The sequence below is a fragment of the Polaromonas sp. CG_23.6 genome (assembly GCF_029892315.1).
Taxonomy (GTDB): domain Bacteria; phylum Pseudomonadota; class Gammaproteobacteria; order Burkholderiales; family Burkholderiaceae_C; genus Polaromonas.
This window is the reverse complement of sequence record NZ_JARXUY010000001.1, coordinates 2868372-2888378: the sequence shown is the minus strand read 5'-3', so window position 1 is coordinate 2888378 and position 20007 is coordinate 2868372. Positions and strand designations below refer to the sequence as shown.

General features: G+C 44.7%; 17 protein-coding genes. 6 read left to right on the top strand and 11 right to left on the bottom strand.

Annotated elements, in window-relative coordinates:
* Positions 1-70 precede the first annotated feature (70 nt).
* The 6 genes from epsL (at position 71) to H4V98_RS13620 (ending at position 6474) form a co-directional block, all read left to right on the top strand.
* Complete coding sequence (gene epsL, locus H4V98_RS13645) at positions 71-1261, top strand: XrtB/PEP-CTERM-associated polysaccharide biosynthesis outer membrane protein EpsL (RefSeq protein ID WP_196863505.1); 1191 nt, start codon at positions 71-73, stop codon at positions 1259-1261.
* Between the two features lie 187 nt (positions 1262-1448).
* Positions 1449-2261, top strand: a complete 813-nt coding sequence (locus tag H4V98_RS13640) for a glycosyltransferase (protein ID WP_196863504.1) — start codon at positions 1449-1451, stop codon at positions 2259-2261.
* Positions 2262-2519: 258 nt separating this feature from the next.
* Complete coding sequence (gene epsE, locus H4V98_RS13635; RefSeq protein WP_196863503.1) at positions 2520-3371, top strand: polysaccharide export protein EpsE; 852 nt, start codon at positions 2520-2522, stop codon at positions 3369-3371.
* Between the two features lie 6 nt (positions 3372-3377).
* Entirely contained in the window at positions 3378-4775 is a 1398-nt protein-coding gene (gene epsF / locus H4V98_RS13630; RefSeq protein ID WP_196863502.1) for a chain length determinant protein EpsF, read from the top strand.
* Positions 4772-5680 carry a chain length determinant protein tyrosine kinase EpsG gene (gene epsG, locus H4V98_RS13625; RefSeq protein WP_196863501.1) on the top strand — a complete coding sequence of 303 codons (909 nt, stop codon included), beginning with the start codon at positions 4772-4774 and terminating at the stop codon, positions 5678-5680. The genes epsF and epsG overlap by 4 nt, the downstream gene beginning before the upstream one ends.
* A 23-nt stretch (positions 5681-5703) precedes the next feature.
* A complete protein-coding gene (locus tag H4V98_RS13620) occupies positions 5704-6474 on the top strand; it encodes a WecB/TagA/CpsF family glycosyltransferase (protein WP_196863500.1) in 771 nt (256 codons plus the stop codon).
* Positions 6475-6575: 101 nt separating this feature from the next.
* Here H4V98_RS13620 and H4V98_RS13615 read toward each other — a convergent pair whose 3' ends face one another.
* From H4V98_RS13615 to H4V98_RS13565, 11 genes are all read right to left on the bottom strand, one after another.
* Positions 6576-7151, bottom strand: a complete 576-nt coding sequence (locus H4V98_RS13615) for a serine acetyltransferase (RefSeq protein ID WP_196863499.1) — start codon at positions 7149-7151, stop codon at positions 6576-6578.
* Positions 7139-8155 carry an NAD(P)-dependent oxidoreductase gene (locus tag H4V98_RS13610; RefSeq protein ID WP_280757580.1) on the bottom strand — a complete coding sequence of 339 codons (1017 nt, stop codon included), beginning with the start codon at positions 8153-8155 and terminating at the stop codon, positions 7139-7141. Before H4V98_RS13610 ends, H4V98_RS13615 begins: the two co-directional genes overlap by 13 nt.
* The gene (locus tag H4V98_RS13605) at positions 8152-9849 is read right to left on the bottom strand and encodes a GMC family oxidoreductase (RefSeq protein ID WP_196863497.1); all 1698 of its coding nucleotides are present in this window, start codon (positions 9847-9849) and stop codon (positions 8152-8154) included. Before H4V98_RS13605 ends, H4V98_RS13610 begins: the two co-directional genes overlap by 4 nt.
* Positions 9846-10976, bottom strand: a complete 1131-nt coding sequence (locus tag H4V98_RS13600; protein ID WP_280757579.1) for a glycosyltransferase family 4 protein — start codon at positions 10974-10976, stop codon at positions 9846-9848. Before H4V98_RS13600 ends, H4V98_RS13605 begins: the two co-directional genes overlap by 4 nt.
* A gap of 57 nt (positions 10977-11033) precedes the next feature.
* Positions 11034-12089 (bottom strand): acyltransferase, encoded by a 1056-nt coding sequence (locus H4V98_RS13595; protein WP_196863495.1) that lies wholly within the window; start codon positions 12087-12089, stop codon positions 11034-11036.
* 29 nt (positions 12090-12118) lie between these two features.
* Complete coding sequence (locus H4V98_RS13590; protein WP_196863494.1) at positions 12119-13195, bottom strand: glycosyltransferase; 1077 nt, start codon at positions 13193-13195, stop codon at positions 12119-12121.
* A gap of 1 nt (position 13196) precedes the next feature.
* Positions 13197-14171, bottom strand: a complete 975-nt coding sequence (locus tag H4V98_RS13585; protein WP_196863493.1) for a glycosyltransferase family A protein — start codon at positions 14169-14171, stop codon at positions 13197-13199.
* Positions 14168-15655, bottom strand: a complete 1488-nt coding sequence (locus tag H4V98_RS13580; RefSeq protein ID WP_196863492.1) for an O-antigen ligase family protein — start codon at positions 15653-15655, stop codon at positions 14168-14170. The genes H4V98_RS13585 and H4V98_RS13580 overlap by 4 nt, the downstream gene beginning before the upstream one ends.
* An 11-nt stretch (positions 15656-15666) precedes the next feature.
* Complete coding sequence (locus H4V98_RS13575; protein ID WP_196863491.1) at positions 15667-17196, bottom strand: lipopolysaccharide biosynthesis protein; 1530 nt, start codon at positions 17194-17196, stop codon at positions 15667-15669.
* The gene (locus H4V98_RS13570) at positions 17193-17585 is read right to left on the bottom strand and encodes a hypothetical protein (protein WP_196863490.1); all 393 of its coding nucleotides are present in this window, start codon (positions 17583-17585) and stop codon (positions 17193-17195) included. The genes H4V98_RS13575 and H4V98_RS13570 overlap by 4 nt, the downstream gene beginning before the upstream one ends.
* 683 nt (positions 17586-18268) lie before the next feature.
* Positions 18269-19954 carry an electron transfer flavoprotein-ubiquinone oxidoreductase gene (locus H4V98_RS13565; protein WP_280757578.1) on the bottom strand — a complete coding sequence of 562 codons (1686 nt, stop codon included), beginning with the start codon at positions 19952-19954 and terminating at the stop codon, positions 18269-18271.
* Positions 19955-20007: the final 53 nt, after the last annotated feature.

Here is a 20007-nt window from a genome sequence, read left to right as displayed (position 1 = left end):
ACAATAATGTAATATTTAGATCGCATTTGGCTTTTTGAAGTTGCTTAATTTTTGAAAAAGGATTTCCACAATGTTGCTTCGTAAATTGCTAGTGATGAATTTGGCCTTGGCTGGGGTGATTTCTTTAAACGTGCATGCAGATGAACTTGATACGCTTCAGTTCAGAGTGGGTCAAACGTGGCAATATGACAGCAATATATTCCGGTTGTCGGATGCAGTGTCAGGTCCTCGTTCAGACCACTTTGGTGTTACCACCTTAGGTGCGAAGATTGACAAGAGTTACGGACTGCAGCGTTTCGAGTTGGATGTTAATGCGAATCGGTATACATATAAAAATTTTTCGACACTTGACTTCACCGCTGTTAACTACGCGGCAGCATGGCGCTGGAGTCTTACGCCATCGTTCTACGGAAATTTCACAACAGATCGTCAGGAATATACTGATAACACAGCGAATTTCCTAAATCAGAATCAAAATCAAGATCAACTTAACCGACGCACGGATAGATTGACTTTATTGGACGCTGAATATGCTGTAGATGGTCCATGGCGCATTGTCGGGGGTGTATTCGAGAGAAGCAGTTCAAACAGTCAGCCTCTCACATTTGAAGGTGATTCAAAAATACGAGGAGTCGAAGCTGGCGCACGATATGTTTTTGCATCGGATAGCTCATTGGCATACCGGCTCAAGCAAGGAAGCGGTGAATACCCAAATCGGATTCTTTCTTCTGTGTTTGCAAGTGATTTCAAAGATCGCGAGCATGAATTCAAGCTCCTATGGCCTATCACTGGAAAAACTACGATTCAATCACGTCTATCATATTTTGATCGAAAACATGAAGGGCTTGAAGTAAGAGACTTTTCTGGATTTATCGGACAACTTGAGGCCACTTGGAAGCCAACTGGAAAAACCAGTATTAATGGCGGAATTGCAAGAGACTTGGGTGATTATCAAACAAATAACATAAGTTATTATCAGGGCAATCGATTTTTTATAGCACCAACCTGGAAGCCTACAGAAAAAACTTCTCTTAAGTTTCGCTATGACCATGGTGTCAGAAATTATAGAGGTCCGTTAACTGGATTTGTATCAACTGATCGACGCGATACGACTAATCTGAGTGTCTTGGGCTTTGAATGGAATGTAATTCGTTCTTTAAAGTTGACAACATCAGTATTTTCTGATCGACGAAAATCTAACGAATCTGGTGCTGATTATAAAAGCCACGGTATAAACTTTAGTGTTCTCGCCAGTTTTTAAATTGTATTGTGATACGAATATACATTCTCCCATAATAAAATTTTGATAATTCTTGCCTGATCTTATTAGGCAAGAATAAATTTTATGGGAATTTCAACTTTCTTGTGTTGCTTGCTGTTGCATTTTATAACGTTAATTTTTTTAATTAGCGTGCACCATATCGATGATGAAAGCCTATATAACTCTATTGAGTACACCAAGTTATTTACCAGGTGTGATCGTTTTACATGATTCTTTGAGGAAAACCCAAAGTCACTATCCATTTTGGGTTGCTGTTTCATGGAATATTTCTCAAGATATTATTGACAAGTTGGAGGGCAGGGGAATGGATGTTTTGAGACTTCCCATGCCTATTGAAATTCCTGCAACTTTCAAGGAAGAATCGGGTCACTGGGGAAATACATTTGACAAGATTCATCTTTTTGGACTGACAAAATTTTCAAAACTTGTTTATCTTGACAGCGACATGATTGTTCTCAAAAACATAGATGTGTTATTTGAAAAACCCCATCTTTCTGCTGTTGCAGCAGGTCAGTTAGAACACCCCGATTGGACGCGGCTAAATTCGGGATTGATGGTTATAGAGCCTGAAGAAAATCTTGCACAAAAAATTGGCAATTTATCCAGTCGTGCTGTAATAGAAGTTCAAGCGTTGGGTGGTAATAAAATAGGCGACCAAGACGTGATAAATGCTTATTACGCTGATTGGCCTGATCGTAAAGACCTTCATCTTGACGAGGGGTACAATATTTTTTTTACAGACCTTGATGTATATATTGGCCAGCATGGTTATCGTACTTCAGATAATTTTAAAGCTGGCTTGAAAGATATTAATGTTATTCATTTTGTTGGAGCTCAAAAACCTTGGATGAAATGGGCAAACCTCAAACATTTAGTCAAAATTTATAAAAGCAAAAAACCTTATCAATTGGAACGAAAATATTTTTTGATTTATCTTGAAAATTTTAAAAGATTAACTACATTTAAAAATTCAAAGTAATTTTTATACTAATGTAGTATTTAGTTTAATTGGTATAAATCCCGGGTTTAATAATGCAAATATTTGGCTTTTAATAGTAGCGTTAAATAAACTACTATTTAATATATTATTAAGATCAAATTTTTTATAAGTAGTACTAAAAAATTTCTTTTTCGCATCTAAATAGCTAAAGCATTAGGAAGAAAGGGCTATTGCAGATTTTTTATGTGTCGTTTTAAGATGTAACCTTACTTTTATGGTTCATCCAAAGGCGCAACGATGAATATCTTCATTCGCTCTCTTGCTTCGGTTTTTTTCTTACTATTTGCCCTGACTGCATTTTCACAGTCTAGCCAGCCTTCTGTTTCTGGAGGATCCGCGGGAAGCGGAGACCCCCAAACGCAGCAAGATTACAAACTTGGAGCGGGCGATTCGATCGGCGTTCAGGTTTATCAAAGTCCTGATTTGTCAGTGGATGCGCGCGTTTCCGAAACTGGCGTCATTAGTTATCCTTTGGTTGGTACCCTTCAACTTGGCGGGTTAACCATATCCGAAGCAGAGAAAAAAATTGCTGATGCCTTGCGAACTGGCGGTTTTGTTAAAGTTCCTCAGGTAAACATAGTACTTCGCCAGATTCGAGGTAGTCAGGTAGCCGTTTTAGGTCAAGTAAGTAAACCTGGTCGATTTCCTTTGGAAACACTCAATACCCGGGTAAGCGATATGCTTGCAGCGGCGGGGGGTATAACTGTTCTAGGCGATGACGTGTTAATTATTACAGGTCAGCGCAACAACAAGCCTTTTCGTAAAGTTATTGATATACCGGCATTGTTTTTGAACGACAAGTCAGACAATGATGTTGTCTTGTCTGGTGGTGATACCCTATATGTTAATAAAGCACCGGTTTTTTATATCTATGGTGAAGCACAACGTCCTGGTCCATATCGTATTGAGCGTGGCATGACGATGATGCAAGCGCTGGCTTCGGGCGGTGGACCCACAGTGCGTGGTAGCCAAAACCGCTTGCGATTGCATAGACGAGATCTGAATGGCAATGTTGTTGAAACTACGCCAAATTTAACTGATGCAATTCAAGCAGAAGATGTTATTTACGTGCGTGAAAGCCTGTTTTAAGTTGCTATGAATCTATACCAATTTTTTCGGATACTTCGGGCGCGATACAGTGTTGTTCTTTCAATACTGGTCTTGGCATTGGCTTTAGCATTGGCAGTTAGTTTGTTAATTCCTAATAAATACGCTGCCCAGACTTCATTATTGGTTGATGCAAGAACTCCAGATCCAGTTTCTGGCGCAGGAATGTCAGGCGTCACTTCCCCTAATTACATGGCAACTCAGGTTGATATTATCAGTGGCGATATGGTTGCTCAACTAGTGGTAAAGATGCTGAAGCTAAATGAAGACGCTGAAACAAAAGCTGCATGGTTGAAAGCTACAGAAGGTAGAGGCTCACTTGATTCATGGATAGCTAAGGATATTCAAAGTGGCCTTCTGGTTCAACCGGCCAGAGAAAGTAATGTTATCAATATTACATACAAAGGCCGTAATCCAGAAAATGTTGCTAAATTGGCAAACGCTTTTGCACAAGCCTATATGGATATAAATTTATCATTAAAAACAGAGCCTGCTCGTTTGTATGCAACTTGGTTTGACGAGCAGACAAAAGTTTCACGTGCGAAACTTGAAGATGCACAGTCACGATTATCTGATTATCAACAAAAAGCGGGAATAGTTTCATCAGATGAAAGAGTGGACTATGAAACCGCCAAGCTATCGCAAATTTCGACACAACTTACAGCCGTACAAGGTGAAACCACCGATAGCCAGAGCAAGCGAAATGCTCGTGGAGACACAGTTGCAGAAGTCATGCAGAGTTCATTGATAAATGGACTTAAGTCTGATATTGCTCGACTTGAAGCAAAAGTAAATGAAAATAATGTAAATTTAGGCGTAAATCATCCCTTACGCCAGCGTGCTGAAGCTGAACTTGCATCTCTTAGAAACCGACTTTCTACAGAATCTAGTCGAATTTCTGCTTCCATAGAAACAGCTTACCGTGTAGGCAAAGACCGTGAACGCGAACTGCAGTCAGCCGTTAATACACAAAAGACCAAGGTACTCGGATTGAACAAACAGCGTGACGAACTTAATGTTTACCGACGTGACGTAGAGGCTGCACAGCGTGCTTATGAAACAGTCAGTCAAAGTGCATCACAGACTCGTTTGCAAAGTTTGACCAATCAAACAAACACAGTTCGATTGAATACTGCTTTAGTTCCTATTGAGCCATCTGGTCCAAAACTATCGTTGAATTTGCTTATAGCCGCATTTGTTGGAACTCTGCTTGGTGTTGGATTTGCATTACTTTTTGAACTTATGAATCGCCGTATCCGGTCAAGTGAGGATCTTATGCAAATGCTTGACCTTCCAGTTCTTGCAAAAATTTCTTCCACCGGTTCAAAAAGTCGATTGAACGGTAGTTCAGGTCGGCTTGCGTTGTCAAATGGAAGTCCAGCATGAGTTTACAAAATTCACAAATAGTGAGGTCTGTTCCTTTACCTGAAGCTAGCAATAATTTACTTGTAGAAACAGGCCAAGCCAGACCTATTGGTTCAATATTAATTGACTCAGGTAGGCTTTCAATAACAAATGCTGAAAAAATATTGACTTACCAAAGGCAAAACGGAGTTAGGTTCGGTGAGGCGGGAAGAGCGCTCGGATTATTGACTGAAGACGATGTACGTTTTGCTTTGTCAGTTCAGTTCAATTATTCGTACATTCCCACAGGGAGTAGCTTGAGTCATGAACTTATAGCGGCGTACCAGCCTGATAGTTTGCCTGTTGAAGAGCTTCGCATGCTTAGAAGTCAGCTTATGCTGCGCTGGTTCAACAAAAGCTTTGATCAGAGATGTCTTGCTGTTGTTAGTGCCGGTACCGGCGATGGTCGTAGTTATATTGCTGCTAATTTGGCGATCGTTTTCTCACAGCTTGGAGAGAGAACATTACTGATCGATGCTGATATGCGATCACCTCGTCAACACAATCTTTTTAATCTGGGAAAACGGGCTGGGCTTTCCGATATCCTTGTTGGGCGCGCTGGATTAGATGCTATTGTAAGTATCGAGGTATTGCAGAACTTGTCAGTTCTTGCTTCGGGCGCTAATCCGCCTAATCCGCAAGAATTACTTGGACGTCAGAGTTTTTCTAAGTTATTACTTTCATTGGGAGAAAACTTTGACGTGATCATTATTGATACGCCACCAGCTGATGTATGTGCTGACGCTCATACAGTAGCGGTTCGTACAGGTGCTGCTCTTGTTATTGCACGTCAAGATAAAAGTTCAATGGTTCAGCTTGGAAAATTTACAAACAGTTTGCGTGAATTTGGCGTGACATTGGTTGGTTCAGTGCTTAATGATTCTTAAGAATAGTATATTCAGGTTTAATAATGAAGAGTAGTGTAAATTGGAAAATTCGTTGGCGTAAGTTAATTGATAAGACCAATATAATTCATACTCAGGATAGCAAGCAAGAATTATTACAAAAATTATGCAATCCGGAAGAACCTGAGGTTCTTTCGTTTGTAAATGCTCATGCAATGAATCTTATTGCTGAATCAGAATCTTTTTTTGAATCAATTTACACTTCCGATACCATCCTTCGAGATGGCTCTGGTATTGTAATACTTTTAAATCAGCTTAATATTTTACCAGGCTTTAATCTGAACGGAACAGACCTGATTCCAGTCCTAGTTAAAGTGTTCAATGGTCGCCCAATTGCTTTATTTGGTACTCAAACACCCTATTTAGAAGAAGGTGTTAAGTTTGTTAAAGGAGATCTTGCTCCAAAAAGTGATTTTTTTTACGCCAATGGATTTCTGGATAATGATGACTATATGTCGTTATCATACAAATTCCGTCCAGCATTGATTATCTTGGGTATGGGGATGCCACGGCAGGAAGAAGTTGCTATCTACCTGCGATCAAAAATTACACATCCTTGCCTGATAATTTGCGGAGGCGCGATCATTGATTTTTGGGGTGGCAAAACATCGCGAGCTCCCTTGTGGATGCGTGAGAATGGGATTGAATGGCTATATCGTTTGCAAATGGAACCAAGAAGACTTTTTAGGCGTTACGTCATTGGTAATATTATTTTTCTTTTTCGAGTTTTAGTTTTATCCATATCAAAACGTAATTTAGATCGTAACTATTTATAATAGTTGATTATGAAAATTTATAGTTATATATTTTTTTTGTAAAATATGATTTACAAGTAAATTAAAAATTTACTGAACCCAATTTATACAGATTTTCAAGACTAATAAATTATCCATGGGTTTATAACGTCAGCTATACAATTAGTTTTAACAATTTTTCCAGGATTGCCTATTACTATACAGTGTGGCGGCACATCTTCTAAAACGTATGCACCTCCTGCAATACGACTTCCTTCTCCAATCTTTACACCCGCAATAATTGCATAAGGCCCAATCCAAACATTATTTTCAATAACTGGATAGCTTGTTTTTCTAGTTCCATCTTTTGCAATCGAGTCACGTTGCCCTAGTGTGACACCCTGGAATAGGGTTACATTACTTCCTATTGACGAATTGACATTCACGACAATACCTCTGCCATGTGTCAAAGTTAACCCCGGATTTATGGAGGTTTTCCATGGAATTTCTGCCCCCATAATATGTCCTGCTAATAAGTGCAGAAGCCTTGCAGGAAATAATAATGTCTTTCGCAAAATATACGACTGACGTTGTGCTGACTGACAAAAACGTATTGTTGAAATTAAAAAAAATGCTTTATTGGATACTACAGTTTTGGCAATTAGTATCCAGCTAAAACGACCGCATAGTCGAAATATGTCTGCTTTCAATGCATGCATATAGCCCTGTCTTTCAAATTCATGCTGAAAACTGAATTGCTTGCCCAAGCTTGTGAGTTATTCAAACTTGTAATGTAATCAGTCCAAATCATACCAAGCTCCTGACTCGCGTGTATTGAGTCAAGATGAATGTGCTGTGCGAATAAACCCATTAATCCTGGCGGCATGTAATCAGGAAGTATTGCATGATTAGATCTTAAACGCTTGAAAATCATCTGTGCAAGCTTTAATGGTGGTCCAGCAATCAAACAGTCCAGTTGGAGTTGTCGGCGATTGATTCGTTTCACAGGCGTGAACTTCAGCCCAATCGCTAAATCTATAAAATAGGTATTCCAACGTGGACTGTCTGGCGCTGCCAAATTGAAAGTTGGCACATCTTTAGGTTCAATAGGTAACTTTAATGCTGCTATTATTGCTTGGCATACGTCATCTACATATACCAAATTTGACCATCCATCTCCATGCACGCCTAAGTCGCCTAATCTTCCTGACTGTAACCATCGTGCTATGCGGCCAACCCAGAGTTCACTGTTCGGACCAAATACGCAGCCTGGCCGCAATATCACTGCTTCACCACCTTTTAATGCATACTCGCGTATGTGTTGTTCTGCATTAAACTTGGATCGACTATACCAACCAAGATCCGGGTTAAGATGCGCATCCTCCCGAATATTTCCTTCTACAGATCCATAAACTGACATGGTACTCAAATGTACTATGCGCGGGTAACCTGCATGTATTGCAGCTTCTTTAAGAGCATGAGCTCCTTGCGAAATCGATTTGGCATTTCCAGCAACACAATTTACTACTGCATCGAATCCTTTTAAAACACTTGTTAACTCGTAAACGTTGCAAGTGTCAAGCTTTATCCAAGCCACTGTCGAGGAATTAGATAATTCTAGTCCCCTCGAAGCCCCAGTAAGTTTGTCAGGGTAAATTGTAGAAATTATTTCTAGTAAACGCTTTCCAATGTAACCCGAGCCACCTATTACCAGTACTTTCATGCGAACTCCCTGTCGATTACAGACGCTTGTTGAGGTGTCCCAAGTTTCTTTGCAAGTGTATGCCCGAGCCTGAGTGACAACGCGATGATCGTTAGAGTCGGATTAGCTTGGCTTGAAGTAGGAAAAACTGCGCTGCCAGAAATAAATAAATTATTCACTGTATGCACTTGGCACTCAGCATTCACAACGCTGAATCGTTCGTTATTGCCCATTCGCGCAGTACCGATATGGTGGCCTCCGTAAGCGCCAAAGCGTGTGAGGTCTTCTTCCAGATTTTCGTCATCATATTCAAATCGAGCAACGCCACTGGCAGCAAACTCTTGCGACAATACGTTCAGAGTGCCACGTATGGATTCGATATCTGAATTACTATATCGCCAGTCAATATGCAGTTTTGGCATACCAAGCGTATCAATTTTGTCGCTGAGCTTTACCCGACTGTTGCACTGAGGAATTTGCTCACCATGCATTTCGAGACTAAACCTATTCGTTCGATTTCGTAAAATAACTGATGGATATTTCCTGTCAGCCAGCGAACGATGGCTGAGCCAGTGCATCAGGAATGCAGTAGTGTCAACTGGATCAGTAGCTACATTCAATACATGTCTAGCATAGTCTGCTGATGTGGTAGAGCTATTGCCATCATTCAGTCGTTTGCCATACTCATAGCTGATCAGCCTACGCGCAAGAAATAGTCCTGAAAGTACACCGCTACGATGAACAGGATCCGTGATGCGAGGAAAATGAAGTCTAGCTACTGCGTTCGACAGACCTAGACGTTGTTGTTCTGCAGGTGCTACTGCCAATCTCCGACGACAATAAATTCCTTCGGGTGATAGCTCATAACCATGCTTAACATTCTCTGTAGGCCCTTTGATAGTGAGCCTACCAACGTTGCCTGCTATGTGACACATGTAATAACGACCCACTACATCATGAGAATTACCTATACCTTCAGGTGCAACATCATTTGATGCCAGTAGCAGGCGCGCTGTTTCTAGACCCCCCACTGCCAGGACGGTTATACGGCATGTAGCCGAGAAGCGAGTACCGGTGAGCGTTTGCACATCGACAGTACGAACCGCCATTTTATTTGGCTGTAGGCGAATACCCGTGCAATTAGCCCCTAACAAAACATTGACATAAGGTGTTAATTGAAGCTGTCTGGCATAACGATTTCCGAAGTGCGTAGGGCATGAAAAACGCTCTAATCCGTTGGTAAGAACGCGCTCGCTTTCAAAACCGCGGATCAGTGGCAAAGTATCTGCGCCCAGTGCATCTTCCGCACGGTAGCTGAATCGACCCGCTTCTGCTAAATCATTGGCTCGTGGATAGTAAGGAAGTAAATCATCATAAGAAATCGGCCAACCGCTGTGTTGGACATAGCTGCGCGCTTCAAAATCCAAAGGGTCGAAGGGCATACATCGCCCACCCCATATGGCAGTGGAACCACCAAAGCGACGCTGACGGTATTTGTCGGGTGGACTGTGCAGTTTTTTGTCGGCCACATCACCTTCATAGAGCCGCTGTGTTGTTGGGTTTTCTTCCATAAAACCTGATTCCAGCAATAGAACTGAAAATCCACGCTCTGAAAGGTCGAGTGCAAGTGCTATGCCTGCAGGACCAGCTCCAATGATACATACGTCAGCACGAAGGCATGAACCATTAGGAATGCTGTCAGCATTACAGATCACGATACTTCCTTATGATGTGCTGTGTTGTCTAAACGCACTTGACCTGCTATACCAAAGTGGCGTTGATGAACTTTAGCCACACTGTCAAAAAATTGATTCACCGAAAATTTTTCTTCATAAAGCCTACGTCCATTTTTTTCAAGTTCCAGCATAAATTCGTGATTGTTCAGCACACATTGGAGAGCACATGCAATTCCTTGCACATCACCAGGTTGGACAAAGCAGGCATTTAATCCATCGGTCAGCACAGACGGAATTTCACCTACGGGTGTACAAACGACTGCGACGCTATTGGCCAGTGCTTCAAGAATTACAAGAGGCAGCCCTTCGTCATATGAGGGCAACACAAGCAGATCGGCATGTGACATTAACTCAGAAACCTGGTGCTGATTTGACCACCCGGTAAATCGCACGAACCCGTTAATTCCAAGCTTAAGTGCAGTTGCTTCGTAAGCCAATATATTGCCTCCTCCGGCAAGCGTGACTTCAAGGCGGGAAATGTCGAATCCTGGTAAGGCAAGTGCCTTTAAAAGGTCTGAAACACCTTTGCGTTCTGATAAATTCCCTAAAAAAAGCACACGCTTTACCCTTGAATTATCTGGTTTTCGCCTGGTGTTGATAGGTTCGGGAACTCCGTTGATAATGACTTGTACTCGATTTTCAGGAACAAGTAACTCTTCTGTTACGAAGCGATGTGATTCTTCACCAAGTACTAGACAAGTGGCAGGAAGTGAAAACACCCAGCGTGTGAGACTTTTCAATGGTAGTGGCAACTTTCGATAGAAAGCAGGGAGTTGTGCCGCGTGAAGGTGTAGCACTACAGGTATACCCAACATTTTGCAAAAAACCACTACAGCACTTTTTCTAAAAAGGCTAAGACGCTCAGCCATGTTGACATGAACCCCTGCCAACTGTCCGGTATATCGACCTCGTATTAGTTTCGTAAGAGCAGTTATCAAAATAAAGAAAGAATAAAGTGCATTGCTCCCACCACGTGTATCAAGCGGTCGTAATGTAGCCGCATTTATAGCATCTCTGTCTTGTGCTTGAATTAAATAATCTGCAACTTTAAACATGCCTCCACCCTTTGGCGTCCAAGGACAGGCTATATAAATATAGTTTTCCATATGTTCGCGCAAGATTAATCCCGAATTAATTCGTTTTGCATATTTATAAATAAATTTTTATAATGAATATACGGGTCTTTTAAAAAAAGCTTTGTTAAGAATTGTTATCATTGGCAATTCAATAAATTTATAAGACAGAAAGCCTCCTGCAATAACGGCCAGACTGATTAATGGAATAATTATAATGCTCTCCTGGAAGCCCAGGTTTTTAAGTACAAGAACACCAAAAGGAACTATAAAGGTATGCGAAAGATAAATTGAATAAGAACAGTCACCTAAAAACGACATTTTGGACGCGAGCCGAAATCGAACAATCCACGGTTCAATCCAAACTACAACAAGCACTGTAAAACCAGCACCGACTTCCCAGGTTGAAAATCCGTAAAGTAAGTCTTTCCAATTTATTGATAAAATAAGTATAACTCCGATAATTCCCACTATTAAACCTATTTTTGGTGGTGCATATGGATATTTAATATATAAGTGAGCAATGCTCATACCTAGGATAAACTCAAAAAGTAATGACTGACCGTAAAATTTTAAAGCTGCATATTCAGAAAAAACTTGTGCAGCAAAGAAAATTATTAAAAAGAAAATAAAGCAAAACCTAATACGTGCAGTTCCAAAAGCTATTGCAATAGAAAATACTATATAAAAGAGCATTTCAAAATTTAGTGTCCAACCTACAGGTAAAGTTGGTTGAACCATTCCCCATGGACTGATTGCTGGAATAAAAAATAGGGAAGCCAAAAGATGATCAGGATCGATTGAAGTTCTAAGAGCCAGACTTGGCAAAATTAGCACAAGTGCTGTCTTTAAAAACGTGTAGAACCAGTAAAGCGGTACAACTCTGATAAGTCTCCGCTTCATGAATATCCATGCTGAATAAAAATGAATTTTGTAGTCTGTAGGTAATTTTGCTGTAGACATAGCCATAACAAAACCGCTTATGACAAAAAATATATCTACCCCTATTGCTCCGCTACTCCAGTAATGATCTGGTCCTGCACCGGTTATGCGAACCGAGATGGCTTCAGTGGTGTGCATTATCACGACCAACATGGCCGCAATAAATCTTAAAATTTGAATACCTAGTAGTTGCTTTGCAGGCATATATGAACCCAGTGATTATTATTTCTGCTTTATCGCGGTACGCCTGATGTTGAATGTAATGATAAGTCATGGTAATCCCTGATAATCAGACTCGGAATTAATGAGTTTGCAGGTCGTTGCGGTTGCATAATGCCCCGCACCAGTCCTACGGCGTTAAAACACCATGAGACAATACTATAAAGTGCTTTAGTAAAGGAACGTTTGCGCCAACTCATCATGGCAAGTGGCGCTGTAAGTAACATGCCAAACCAAACGAATTTGGCCGATCCAGAAATTGGCCAAACAAGAATACTGAGCAATAATATCCACCAACCTAGAATACTCAAGTAAATCTTAAGTTCGTGAAGACCTTGAAACACCATTTTTAAACGATTGTGACCTGTTGAAGCTCTGACCAGCTCGCCCAAACCCCAAAGATATTTTGTCTCCCAACGTCGCCTAAGCAATTTATAGGGTGGAGCGTCATGTCCCATGTGACGAACAGCATCCAAGGAAAGGCGCCAGAGTTTCCAACCTCTGCTGCGTAGACGAATGGCCAAGTCAAATTCTTCATAACTGTGCAGATTCCGATCGGAAAAATATCCTACTGCTTCGATGGCTTCACGCCTGTATAGTCCGCCACCGTCAAGGCGGTCTACAATTCCTGGATTTACGTGAGCGCGCTTCTGTGCACTTCTGGCTATATATTCAAGGCTTTCGGTATTCAGTTCAACCAATTGGCCGCCTACGCCCGCGGCATCGGGATTCTTCATCATGAAGTCCAGTGCAACTTCCAGAAAACCTTCCAGCATCTCCATATCTCCGTCAAGAAGATAGATGAACTCCCCACGTGAGTGTTGGTAGCCCAGCTGCGGGCCCACTCCACAGCAACGATCTTCAGCGTTGGCAAGTTGCACAATGCGTATCGGATACGCCAAGGCCAACTCAATTGTTCTATCAGTCGAATTTGAGTCAGCCAAGATTACTTCGCCGCCCACCTTTTCAATTGCACGCAGTGCGCTTTCTATGGCAAGTGAAATTCGTTGTTCTTCGTTTAATGACTTGATAATGATGGTTATCCGGCAGTCCATAGCCGAAAAACTATCAGAGAAATTTTCAGGTTTCATATCAGCCTCTGACATCCGTGATGTTGGAGTGACGGTATTTACGATTTGTGCGCCACTGTTCCCAACTTGTTACCAGGGCTTGCGGACAAAATAAAACCATGACCGCTGTCATCCACCAGCGTTTGCTGGTGATGGCATGGCGTCCCTTCATCAGCCATTTAATGCCTTGAATGCGCTCTCCCGATGAAAGTGCACTTCTGGCTAGAGTCAATTTGTGCTGTGCAATGAACCATAAAGCTGATCGACGTTGCGTCGCTGTCATTGAGCCCGATGTAGCGCGAACTTCCATCCGTTCTAGTGAACGGGGTATGGTGACTACTTTATGTCCGGCTGAAAGGCTTCCATCAACATCAATCCGGTACGCAACAAGTGGTGCATGTGCCAAAGCAATCGGAGTCTGCTCTGCCAAGCGAAACCAGAAGTCAAGGTCTTCGGCTTGGGATTCGCCATTTGGAAAGCATGGCTGCATCTGTTGTAATCGCTCTCTTCGTACTGCCACGGAACTGCTACAAAGCGATGGCCCGACCATCCACCGGCGTGGCAAATCTGTGATGAGTTCCACTTCGGGAATCTCTTTGCAGGTTGGCCAAGGCGGTGGCCAAGAACCATCTGAGTCTGAGATCAGAATGAAATCAGTTGCGACTGCATCTGCTACCGGCCAAGCTTTATGAGCATCCAGGAGGCATTGGAGGTGATTAGGATGATGCCAGTCATCGGCATCAAGAAAGGCTACCCATTCCCCTTGCGCCAGTGCAATACCCCGGTTTCGGGCTGCGGACACACCGGCGTTGATTTGATGTACCACGCGAATACGAGGATCAGTCATTACCCTGACTAATTCAGATCCACCATCACTCGAACCATCATCAACGATGATTACTTCAAAATCCGTAAAAGATTGGCTCAGTACTGACTGTACCGAGCAGCAGATGTAAGACGCTTTGTTATAAAGCGGAATAACTACAGAAAACTTCATGCACCTGTCCTTGCAGCATTCAGCGGATTTCTTGCTGGAGGATATTTCGAAAATGTACCTGTATATCTTGGTGTGAAGTTTCTTTGGTGCATGCGGGTACGAACCTCACTTGCACTTGATGCAAGTGCCATTAGTAACAACAGGTGAGCAATAAACTCTGGGCCATATCCAAAAAGAGACAGTGGAACCTCACTAACAGAACGCATCATCAATAAAATAAACAGTGCCAACGTCAGGCCCTTGCTTTCACGTGCATAGCGCACCGACATAGCTGTTAATACCAATATATAAAGTAAAAGCGCCGTTGAACCAACAATGCCGGAACGTGACAATGTATCCATAAATTGGTTGTGGGCATGTGTGGCATTAGGCATACCAATACTGATTCGAAAGTCCGTTTCCCAGATCAATGGGCCATAACCAAATATGGGATTTCGCTGCCATTCATCATAGGCAATGGCCCAAATTTTATCTCTTCCTGTCAATGAAGCAAGTTGGGCGCCTTCTGCACTGTTGAAGAAGATATTGATGCGAGTTCCCAAGTCACCAAACATCAATACCAGCCCCACAGCTAAAACGGATAGCATGAGAATTAAAATTGATGCAATTCCAAATTCTGGACGAGCCGGATCTCCTAAACGGCGCATAAATATAGGACCTTTTTGAATACTTATAAAGCATAGCCAGCAAATAAGAAAGGCTATCCAGGTTGTTTTGGATTGTGCTAGAAAAAGTACAGTTAGTCCTAATACCCAAGCCAAACGATTTAGCCATTTATTTTCATAAGGAAGTGTCAGTAAGCATATTAATCCAAGTTGCGCCAATATTGCCAAAGACACAGCGTGTGCGGCTAGACCAGCCAAACGTGGTACCCCCGGCAGCAAGCCTTGCGAATATGTTGTTTCTAAAACCATTCCAGTCTTAAACGGAATTAACGCCATGCTTGCTGTCATGAATAAAAATAAAATATTACGCGTAGCTTTGAATGCTACGTCGCGTTCAACTCCCGAAACCAGTATTGCTGCGACTCCAATAACCAGCGGATATACGTAATCGTGAGTGATGGTTGGATGTGCCCCCAATAAGGCAGGAGACACTACAGTACCTAACCAGAAAATGATATAGCTGAACAATAATACCAATGGTGCATTTAATGTTTTTTCTTTGTTAAACCAATAGCTGAGAATGCGTTCGCCTGCAACTGTAAGCATTAACAAGGAAAGCATAGGCTGGAGCCATCGCATGATGGGATGACGTAACGTGACAGGTGCTTCTTCAAAATTCAAATTGACAACAGACAGATCTCGTCCTGACAAAATCGTACTGAGCGCCACCATAACTACCATGGCATAAAAAATCAGGTGAAGATAGCCATGCGAACGATGGGATGTCAGATGAACAGTACCAACCATGACCGTGGTGGCCGCTAAGGCTGCCAAAATTGCGCCAGCAACCAGAATAAAAGTGATGAGTGTTTCTTGCATTACAACCGGCCTTAGAAACGCTGTTCGCTCGTTGAGTCAATGATGGGACTACGTTGAATGCCAAGACCATCCTGACTCAAAAACTGAGCCAGACCTGGAAAAAATCTGACTACCATGGACGCGCTTTGAACGCCCAGTAACTGTGGACGAAAAAATAGAAGTAACAACAGAATGGACAATGCGGCAAGTATGCTGGCTGCCAGTGACAGCAGAGGCATCTGATAATTAGATACGGCTGTCTGAGTTACCTTAACGGTTATTGCGCACAAAGAACTAAAAAGTATTCCGCGACCTACATCAGGCAGCAATTCAATCCAGCTTAATTTAAGTGCTCGAAACGCAGTAGTACCCACCACCGCTGAACGCAACACCAGCATCAATGCGGCAACTGACGCTGCAACTTGAATTCCTTGATCCGCAAAAAAGTAAAACCCGAGTGCACCGATTACCAGAATAGGCAACTGGAACAATGATTCGTAATATTTGCGGCCTGTGTTCCAGAGAACTGGCGTTGACAAACCCCAAATTACATAAGCCGGCATGCTCATGAACAGGAGACCTAAGACGGTACCTGCATCGCTCCATTTTGAACCGTACAGAAGCTTTATCAAGTCGTTTGAAACGAGTGCTAGAAAAACGAAAACTGGAAATACCAGTACAAAGATCGTCGCCAGCATTTGGAGGTATGCACGTCCCAACCGCTCACGTTCATCTTGCAAACGTGCACCTGCTGCCAGAAATGCAGGTTGCAATGCACCCAGCAGCAGGTTGTTGGGCATTGCTGCTAGGTTATAGGCTACGTTGTACAGACCCAGTGCTTGCGTATTGAGCAAGCGACCGATCATTACCCGGTCCAAGTTGTTTAACATCCAGTTAACGATATTAGTAAGGAATACTGCCCTTCCTGTACCGACCGCAGAGGCTGCATCCGCGTACCAGAAAAGAGGACGTAGTGGGTGCGGCTTGACTACATAACTTGCTACCAAGACTACTGCTGCCTGAACCAGCCATGCTGCAACCAGCGATGTGGCTCCCCAGCCCAAAATCGCCATGGGCACACCAACGGCGACGTAACCTGCCATGTAGCTACCTACTTGAATCAATCCACCAGCACGAAAGTTAAGATCGCGCTGCAAGAGATAAGTCGCGGGTGCGGAAGCCGCGGAAAGCAAGCAAGCAATTGAAAGCCACTCGATGACCGATTGCGCTCTGGGTTCCCTAAAGTAGTCGGCAAGTGCCGGCGCCAAAAAATAAACGCCAATCATGGTCACCAAACCGACAACAAGCTGCCATGTCCAGGCAAAACGCACATCCTCGTCACACAGCGAGGTGCGCTGAAGAAGGCTCCAACTAAATCCAAATCCTGAGAAGAAATTGGCAAAAGTAAGTACCACCATGCCAATGGCAAAAATTCCAAATATCTCCGGACCCAGAGTTCTAGCCAAAACCACCTGAGCGACTAGTTGCAGTACAAAACGTGCCAGCGTTGATACGGCGCTCCATTTAACCGCTGTAACGCCAGATTGTCCAAGTCCGCTCATGGCCAAGGCTCGCTTGGTTTCCGTCGGCGAACTGCAATTGTGCCGATGATGGCCATAGTGCCCAGCAATGCAGCTATGAAGCGCCACTCAGAGTCAACCTGATATGGCTGGATTGAAGCGGTATTAAATGCAGGTTTGGAAATTAGACGATCAACGTCACCAGAAGTTGAAAGAGCAATCTGACTTTGAATCGGATTTTCTTTGTAAGTCAATACCGCATTGGATTTTCTTACCTTGTCAATATCCAAACGCTCAGAAATGGGCAGACCGTTGTGGCTTCCAACCGTGGACTGTGCCAAGCCGACCGCTGTCGACTCGTGCGCCGACACATGAAATGCCGCGCCCAGCAAGACAGCCGAAAATACAATTGAAAACGGTGCTCTGCACATGAATTTCCCATTACTTGAACAGTCTGAAGTGTGTTTGCCAACCCTTCAATCTGCAATAGTCCGAATGGCCCACGAACTATTTTCAGTAGATGAATCCAAGATTTTTACCAACATAAAGTTGCATTTTTGTTTCTTTATTTTGCATTTTTGCAAATAAAAACTTTAGGAATTTGTGGTTTTTTCGCTAGGTAGTAGCTTTGATTATTGAAAGCGTACAAACGTGCCAAACGTTGTTTTTTTAGAAAGTTCACCAAACCGCGGGCTGGGGTGATGTTAAACACCACTTTCGCAATCGAAATGGCTTTTGCTTTGTACTGCTAGAAAAAGCTGACTTTCTCAGCTACTTACAACAGCCACGCTTTCATCACGACTGATAAACGATGACAGACGCCATCGCACTGATAATCTCGATTTTTTGGATATATCGAAACAAACCAGAAGCCTGTTTTGACGTTGGATCGCATTCAATCTGGCTTAAACAACTGTCTGGAATTCTGAAATAGCGCTCGATTAGGCCGCGCGAGGCGGCCGTGAGAGGGCTTGCGCACGAGGTGATGTTCAATGCATGCAAGCGGCCACGGAAAACGATTTATGGCAAAACCGCAGTAAGTTATTGACTTGTTCCCTGACTTCAAGTTAGGTTGAAGTGCTCTAAATACAAAAATTCAACGGTCAATTCTGAATTACATGCCGCTGTAGTTCGGCCCGCCGCCGCCCTCGGGAGTGACCCAGACGATGTTTTGCGTCGGGTCCTTGATGTCGCATGTCTTGCAGTGCACGCAGTTCTGCGCGTTGATCTGCAGCCGGTCCGTGTTGTCCGGGTTTTTCACATACTCATAGACGCCGGCCGGGCAGTAACGGCTCTCGGGGCCGGCGTAGGTGGCCAGGTTGATGCTGACCGGCACGCTGGCGTCTTTCAACGTCAGGTGCGCCGGCTGGTTTTCCTCGTGGTTGGTGTTGCTGATGAACACCGAGGTCAGGCGGTCAAAGGTCAGCCGGTTGTCCGGCCTGGGGTAGACGATAGGCGGGCACTCGGCGGCCGGCTTGAGCATCGCGTAGTCCGGCTGGGTGCGGTGAATCGTCCACGGCGGGCGCTTCATGCCGATGCGCGGCAGCAGCCAGTGCTCGACGCCCGTCATCAACGCGCCCACGTACAGGCCCTTCTTGAACCACGACTTGAAGTTGCGCGACTGGTCCAGCTCTGCGGCCAGCCAGCTGCTTTCATACGCTGCCGGGTAGCTGGCGAGTTCATCGTGCTGCCGGCCCGCGGTGACGGCTTCGTAGGCCGCTTCAGCGGCCAGCATGCCGGTCTTGATCGCCGCGTGGCTGCCCTTGATGCGCGCGGCGTTCAGGTAGCCCGCCTCGCAGCCAATCAAGGCGCCGCCGGGGAACACCGTCTTGGGCAGGCTGAGTGCGCCGCCGGCGGTCAGCGCCCGCGCGCCGTAGCCGATGCGCTTGCCGCCTTCGAGGTATTTGCGGATCGCCGGGTGTGTCTTCCAGCGCTGCATTTCCTCGAACGGGCTGAGGTAGGGGTTGCTGTAGTCCAGCCCGGTGACAAAGCCCAGCGTGACCTGGTTGCCTTCGAGGTGGTACAAAAAGCCGCCGCCGTAGGTGTCGCTGGTCATCGGCCAGCCGGCGGTGTGGACCACCAGGCCCGCCTGGTGCCTGGCCGGCTCGATCTCCCACAATTCCTTCACGCCCAGCGCGTAGGCCTGCGGGTCACGGCCTTCGTCCAGCTTGAAGCGCTCGATCAGCTGGCGGCCCAGGTGGCCGCGCGCGCCTTCGGCAAACACCGTGTATTTCCCCAGCAGCTCCATGCCGAGCTGAAAGTTGTCCGTGGGCTCGCCGTCCTTGCCCAGCCCCAGGTTGCCCGTGGCCACGCCCCGGACCGAGCCGTCGTCGTTGTACAGCACTTCGCTAGCGGCAAAACCGGGAAAGATCTCCACGCCCAGCGCTTCGGCTTGCGTTGCCAGCCAGCGCGTGACGTTGCCCAGGCTGATGACATAGTTGCCCTCGTTGTGAAAGCAGTCGGGCACGAAGAACGCCGGGGTCTTGGTGGAGCCGGTCTCGCTCAGGAACAGCACCTCGTCGGCGGTGACGCCCTGCGTCAAGGGCGCGCCGAGCGCTTTCCAGTCGGGGATCAGCTCCGTCAAGGCTTTCGGGTCCATGACGGCGCCCGACAGGATGTGCGCGCCGGGCTCGGAGCCTTTTTCGAGCACGACGACCGACAGCTCCGTGCCTTTTTCGGCGGCGAGCTGCTTCAGGCGAATGGCCGCCGACAGCCCGCCCGGGCCGCCGCCGACCACGACCACGTCGTAGTCCATCGATTCTCGGGGTCCGTGCTGGGACAAGATTTCTTGGGTTTGCATCGGTGGCACTCGCTGATTACGGTTGTGTGTGAGATTTTTGGTCGTTAGGTTTT

Excerpts from the sequence above, each read along its gene's own strand:
- epsL (WP_196863505.1), top strand. The coding sequence starts at position 71 with ATGTTGCTTCGTAAATTGCTAGTGATGAATTTGGCCTTGGCTGGGGTG.
- epsE (WP_196863503.1), top strand. The coding sequence starts at position 2,520 with ATGAATATCTTCATTCGCTCTCTTGCTTCGGTTTTTTTCTTACTATTT.
- epsF (WP_196863502.1), top strand. The coding sequence starts at position 3,378 with ATGAATCTATACCAATTTTTTCGGATACTTCGGGCGCGATACAGTGTT.
- epsG (WP_196863501.1), top strand. The coding sequence starts at position 4,772 with ATGAGTTTACAAAATTCACAAATAGTGAGGTCTGTTCCTTTACCTGAA.
- H4V98_RS13620 (WP_196863500.1), top strand. The coding sequence starts at position 5,704 with ATGAAGAGTAGTGTAAATTGGAAAATTCGTTGGCGTAAGTTAATTGAT.
- H4V98_RS13615 (WP_196863499.1), bottom strand. The coding sequence starts at position 7,151 with ATGCATGCATTGAAAGCAGACATATTTCGACTATGCGGTCGTTTTAGC.
- H4V98_RS13610 (WP_280757580.1), bottom strand. The coding sequence starts at position 8,155 with ATGAAAGTACTGGTAATAGGTGGCTCGGGTTACATTGGAAAGCGTTTA.
- H4V98_RS13600 (WP_280757579.1), bottom strand. The coding sequence starts at position 10,976 with ATGGAAAACTATATTTATATAGCCTGTCCTTGGACGCCAAAGGGTGGA.
- H4V98_RS13595 (WP_196863495.1), bottom strand. The coding sequence starts at position 12,089 with ATGCCTGCAAAGCAACTACTAGGTATTCAAATTTTAAGATTTATTGCG.
- H4V98_RS13590 (WP_196863494.1), bottom strand. The coding sequence starts at position 13,195 with ATGAAACCTGAAAATTTCTCTGATAGTTTTTCGGCTATGGACTGCCGG.
- H4V98_RS13585 (WP_196863493.1), bottom strand. The coding sequence starts at position 14,171 with ATGAAGTTTTCTGTAGTTATTCCGCTTTATAACAAAGCGTCTTACATC.
- H4V98_RS13580 (WP_196863492.1), bottom strand. The coding sequence starts at position 15,655 with ATGCAAGAAACACTCATCACTTTTATTCTGGTTGCTGGCGCAATTTTG.
- H4V98_RS13575 (WP_196863491.1), bottom strand. The coding sequence starts at position 17,196 with ATGAGCGGACTTGGACAATCTGGCGTTACAGCGGTTAAATGGAGCGCC.
- H4V98_RS13570 (WP_196863490.1), bottom strand. The coding sequence starts at position 17,585 with ATGTGCAGAGCACCGTTTTCAATTGTATTTTCGGCTGTCTTGCTGGGC.
- H4V98_RS13565 (WP_280757578.1), bottom strand. The coding sequence starts at position 19,954 with ATGCAAACCCAAGAAATCTTGTCCCAGCACGGACCCCGAGAATCGATG.